Origin of the sequence: Vibrio sp. OPT46 (genome assembly GCF_015163535.1) — a bacterium.
Taxonomy (GTDB): Bacteria; Pseudomonadota; Gammaproteobacteria; order Enterobacterales; family Vibrionaceae; genus Vibrio; species Vibrio alginolyticus.
The window spans coordinates 9,358-13,861 of record NZ_JADDYG010000120.1 but is presented as its reverse complement, the minus strand read 5'-3'; the positions used below and the strand labels follow the sequence as shown (position 1 = coordinate 13,861).

Here is a 4,504-nt window from a genome sequence, read left to right as displayed (position 1 = left end):
GCAATCTGTTAGCCTGGCAAGCACCTGGATACAACACACTAGTTACAGCAAGGATACTGACCGGGCTTGCACACGGTGTATTCTTTTCGATCGGCTCGACTATCGCCACTGGCCTAGTGTCAAAAGAAAAAGCCGCTAGCGCAATTGCTATTATGTTTACCGGTCTCACCGTAGCTCTAGTGACGGGCGTGCCACTTGGCACCTGGATTGGCCAGACATTTGGTTGGCAGGCAACCTTCCTAATCGTCGCGATCCTTGGAATCATCGCACTGATAGGAAGCGCTCTGCTAGTGCCGAGTAATCTGAAACAACCACCAGCAACCAAGCTGTCATCGCAAGTAAAAGTCTTGACTCAACCTCGTCTACTTTTGGTGTACGCAATCACCGCGCTCGGTTACGGTGGTACGTTCACAGCCTTCACTTACTTGGCTCCTATTTTGGAAGAAGTTTCGGGGTTTGGCTCTAGCGCTATCAGCCTAATTATGTTGGTTTATGGTGTATCAGTCGCATTCGGCAACATCTGGGGCGGAAAGATGGCCGACTCTATGGGGCCAATCAAAGCTCTGACAGCGATTTTCTCGGGCCTAATTGTGGTATTGCTCGTGTTTAGTGTCACAGCATTTAATCCAATTTCTGCAGTAGTGACCATTCTTGTCTGGGGTGCGTTTGCCTTTGGTAACGTTCCAGGGCTTCAAGTTTATGTTGTCAAACTAGCAGAGAAATATTCACCTGATGCAGTCGACGTGGCTTCTGGTCTCAACATTGCTGCATTTAACGTAGGTATTGCACTGGGTTCTTGGGGCGGTGGCCTTATCGTGGCCAATGCTGGGCTGATGCACACACCTTGGATTGGCGCGATCGTAGTATTAGGTGCTCTACTACTAACCCGTTTCAGCGGAATGCTAGACAAGCGTGGAGAGCAGCACGCAACGGCACACTGATTCACGTTCCAAATCGATAAAAATCACTTAAATTAGCCCGGCATTACGTCGGGCTTTCAATACAGAGTTCAAATACACCATTGACTGAGGTAGAAAGTTTATTCTACCCTTAGGTAAAACAAACGTTCTACCTGGTGTATCAAATAGTGAAAGAAAAAATCGCAGCAAGCCTAGAAAAAGCATTCAGTCAGTATGGCTTCGCCGAGCCTAGCGTACCCCAACTCAAAAACGCCTGCGAAGTCAGCCTGAGAACCCTGTACAAATACTACCCCTCCAAGGAAGCGATGATTGTTGCAGCTCTCGAGCATCGCCATCAAAGGTATTTGAGTTTTTTGCTCGAAGACGCCCCTGCCAATGGAACACCGGCTGTATTACACCTATTCACTCGCCTCGAGGATTGGATGAAGGAGTTTGCACCGAATGGCTGCATGTCCATCAATGCATTAGCAGCCTATCCAGAAAATCTATCAATTAATCAAGCAGTAAAACAACACAAATTGGCGGTCCGTCAGCTTATGGGCCAACTAAGTCAGCGAGAAGACCTCGCAACCACACTCTTCTTGTTACATGAAGGTCTATCCAACGCATGGCCGGTTCTCGGTCACGCTGCCTTTGCATCCGCTGAACGCACTCTGCTAGAACTAATGAAGGAGAACAATCAATGACCACAATCCCGAAAGTCATGAAAGGCGTCCAACTTATCGGTCATGGTGGGCCAGATATGCTTCGTTACCGCGATGATCTACCTGTGCCAGTCCCCTCGCCTGATGATGTATTGATCCAAGTTGCCGCTGCCGGAGTCAATAACACCGACATCAATACCCGAACAGCATGGTATTCTAAAAATGACGCCAATAGCATGGATGCAAGTTGGTCAGGAGACGCGCTATCTCTCCCTCGAATCCAAGGTGCCGATGTATGCGGTACCATCGTCGCTGTTGGTGAGAATATCTGCCCATCACGAATCGGTCAGCGTGTGCTTATCGAACCATGTATTACGCGCTTCCACAGTCAAGCACTTAGCTCGCCTTGGTACTTCGGTTCAGAATGTGATGGTGGCTTTGCTCAGTTCACTGTTGTTGACAGTAAACATGCATATGCTGTGAATAGTAGTTTATCGGATATCGACTTGGCCTCCTTCCCTTGTTCTTATTCAACTGCCGAGAACATGCTTGTCCGCTCTAATGTCACAGCGAGCGATACCGTACTGATTTCAGGGGCATCCGGTGGTGTTGGCTCTGCCGCAATCCAACTGGCGAAGGCGCGTGGAGCATACGTCATTGCTATCGCCAGCCCAGAAAAGAAAGAACAGATCACGGCATTAGGAGCAAACCAAGTTATCCCTCGCGATGCAAATTTAACAGCGACTCTCGGAGAAAACAGCGTTGACGTAGTGATTGATTTGGTCGCAGGAGAGCAGTGGCCACAATTTCTTCAGGTACTAAAGCCAGGATCAAGATACGCTGTTTCCGGCGCCATAGGCGGCCCAATTGTCGAGCTGGATGTAAGAACTCTTTACCTTAAAGACCTAGCGTTATTTGGTTGTACCGTTTTGGCACCAGAAGTATTCGGTAACTTAGTTCGCTATATCGAACAGAACGCAATTCGTCCCTTAGTCGCGGAGTCATTTCCCTTGAACCAGATAGGTCAAGCGCAAGAAGTATTTTCACGCAAGCAACATATTGGGAAACTGGTTTTGGAAATCACATAGCTTTTGTGATTAACAACGACCTATACAAGTCATTGTAATTTGAGAACCCTTTAAGCATTCTACAAAATGTTCAGTAATTAGGAGTGCGCTACGGTTGGCTTAGCTTGTTATCCCTTTTCATCACGCTAAGCCAGCTTGTAAAAATATGCGGTGTTTGCTTCTGAGTTATAAATGTTTAATACCAACATTATCTTACTTCTGGCGTTCATGAACAGAACCGAGATCTGAACGACTTCGGTGTTAAACCTACGATTCTATTAAATATTTTCCTGAACGCGCTCACATCTTGGTAACCCACTCTAAATGATATTGCGTCAAATGTTAGGGTTGTCGACTCAAGTAAATCACAAGCTTTTTGTACTCTTAAGCTTTGTATGTATTGGTTAACATTGAAACCTGTCGCCTTTTTAAAGCGTCGCTGCAATGTCCTTTCTGTTAAACAACTCAACTCTGCAAGCTCTTTATTGCTCAGTTTTCCTTGATAATGATCGTTTATATAGTGCTGTATTTGAACAATTACCTCATCACCATGTTGGAAGTTTGGAGTAAACTGTTGATAAAAGCGTTGCTCTCTCGGACCAGTATCAATAACCAACATTTTTCCTAACAGGCGCATTACTGCCGGTGACGCAAATAAGGAAACCAACTCCAAACCTAAATCCACCCATGACATCATACCCCCAGCCGTAATGATCGTTCCTTCGTTAATAAGGATGGCTTCTTGTCTTACGTGGATATCGGGAAACTGACTCGCTAATGAAGGAGCCAAGCCCCAGTGTGTCGTACAAGACTTATTGGTCAACAACTGGGTTTGAGCAAGAATAAAAGTACCAGCGCAGGCGGAGGCTAAAATCGCACCTTTACTATATTGGACATTTAACCAGTCGAGTAGCTCTGGCTCTGGTTCTAAGTAATATTGACCAGTGCCGCTAGGCGGAATCATTACCGCTGTTTTCACATCGAAGTGCGTGTTTGACCAGTGATCCAATATCTCTACTTCAAAGTGCACATCAACGCCCAATTTAGCCGCCGCACGGTTTGCCATCTCGAAGAGTTCGCTTAAACCATATACGGAGGCTTGCGAGCTATCTGGGTAATTAACGAGTGCTATTTTCATTTATCTTCAAGTGTCGCTTTTTGACTCTTTTGTGTCATTTTAGACTCTAAAGAAGGTGGCTAAAAGTCTTTATATTATTCGTATCGCAATGATCCTCAATAAAAGGAAAAGAAAATGACTCAAAAAGCCCTACTTGTAATTGATTTGCAAAACGACTATTTCACGGAAGGAAAGTTTCCTTTATGGAATACAGAATCAACTTTAGACAATGTTAAGAGAGCAATAACTAAAGCCAATGAGCAAAACATTCCTGTGATTCATATTCAGCATATTGCCGATCCTGCCATGGGCATTGCCCCATTCTTCAATGAAGGCAGCGACGGTGCCAATATTCACCCAGAAGTTCTTGCTTTAGCGCCGAATTCCGAAATCGTGGTAAAGCACTTCGCAGATAGCTTTGAAGGAACACGTTTAGAAGAAGTATTGGCAAGCAAAAATGTAACGGAGTTACTTGTATGCGGAATGATGACACAAAACTGCGTGACACATACTGCTATTTCAAAATCTGCGGACAAGTATGATGTTTCGATCTTAATGGATAGCTGTACCACGGTCGATGAAATGATTCACAACATTGCACTTCACGCTGTCTCAACGAGAGTTCCCCTCGTAACTATTGAAGATAAGCTGTAATACACGCAAAACCTTTCGCTCACACAATGCGGGCGAAAGGTCACACATATATGCACTTTCATTGATATTTGCTTACTTTGTGTTAAACATTGGTTTCCAAAC

The 4,504-nt window shown here is 45.2% G+C and carries 5 protein-coding genes; 4 read left to right on the top strand and 1 reads right to left on the bottom strand.

The annotated features are described in order from the left end of the window. From IQR33_RS05290 to IQR33_RS05280, 3 genes are all read left to right on the top strand, one after another. Window positions 1-941, top strand: a 941-nt coding sequence (locus tag IQR33_RS05290) for an MFS transporter (protein ID WP_228013769.1), incomplete at its 5' end; no start/stop codon positions are given. Window positions 942-1,084: 143 nt separating this feature from the next. After that, window positions 1,085-1,606: a TetR/AcrR family transcriptional regulator gene (locus IQR33_RS05285; RefSeq protein ID WP_053307056.1), complete on the top strand. Its 522-nt coding sequence runs from the start codon at window positions 1,085-1,087 to the stop codon at window positions 1,604-1,606. Further along, window positions 1,603-2,652, top strand: coding sequence for an alcohol dehydrogenase family protein (locus IQR33_RS05280; protein ID WP_017635961.1), 1,050 nt, complete (start codon window positions 1,603-1,605; stop codon window positions 2,650-2,652). The genes IQR33_RS05285 and IQR33_RS05280 overlap by 4 nt, the downstream gene beginning before the upstream one ends. A 205-nt stretch (window positions 2,653-2,857) precedes the next feature. Here the strand turns inward: IQR33_RS05280 and IQR33_RS05275 are convergent, their stop codons facing one another. Then, window positions 2,858-3,769 (bottom strand): GlxA family transcriptional regulator, encoded by a 912-nt coding sequence (locus tag IQR33_RS05275; RefSeq protein WP_193843576.1) that lies wholly within the window; start codon window positions 3,767-3,769, stop codon window positions 2,858-2,860. A 114-nt stretch (window positions 3,770-3,883) separates the two neighbouring features. Between IQR33_RS05275 and IQR33_RS05270 the strand changes: the two genes are divergently transcribed. Next, a complete protein-coding gene (locus IQR33_RS05270) occupies window positions 3,884-4,402 on the top strand; it encodes a cysteine hydrolase family protein (protein WP_054579520.1) in 519 nt (172 codons plus the stop codon). Window positions 4,403-4,504 lie beyond the last annotated feature (102 nt).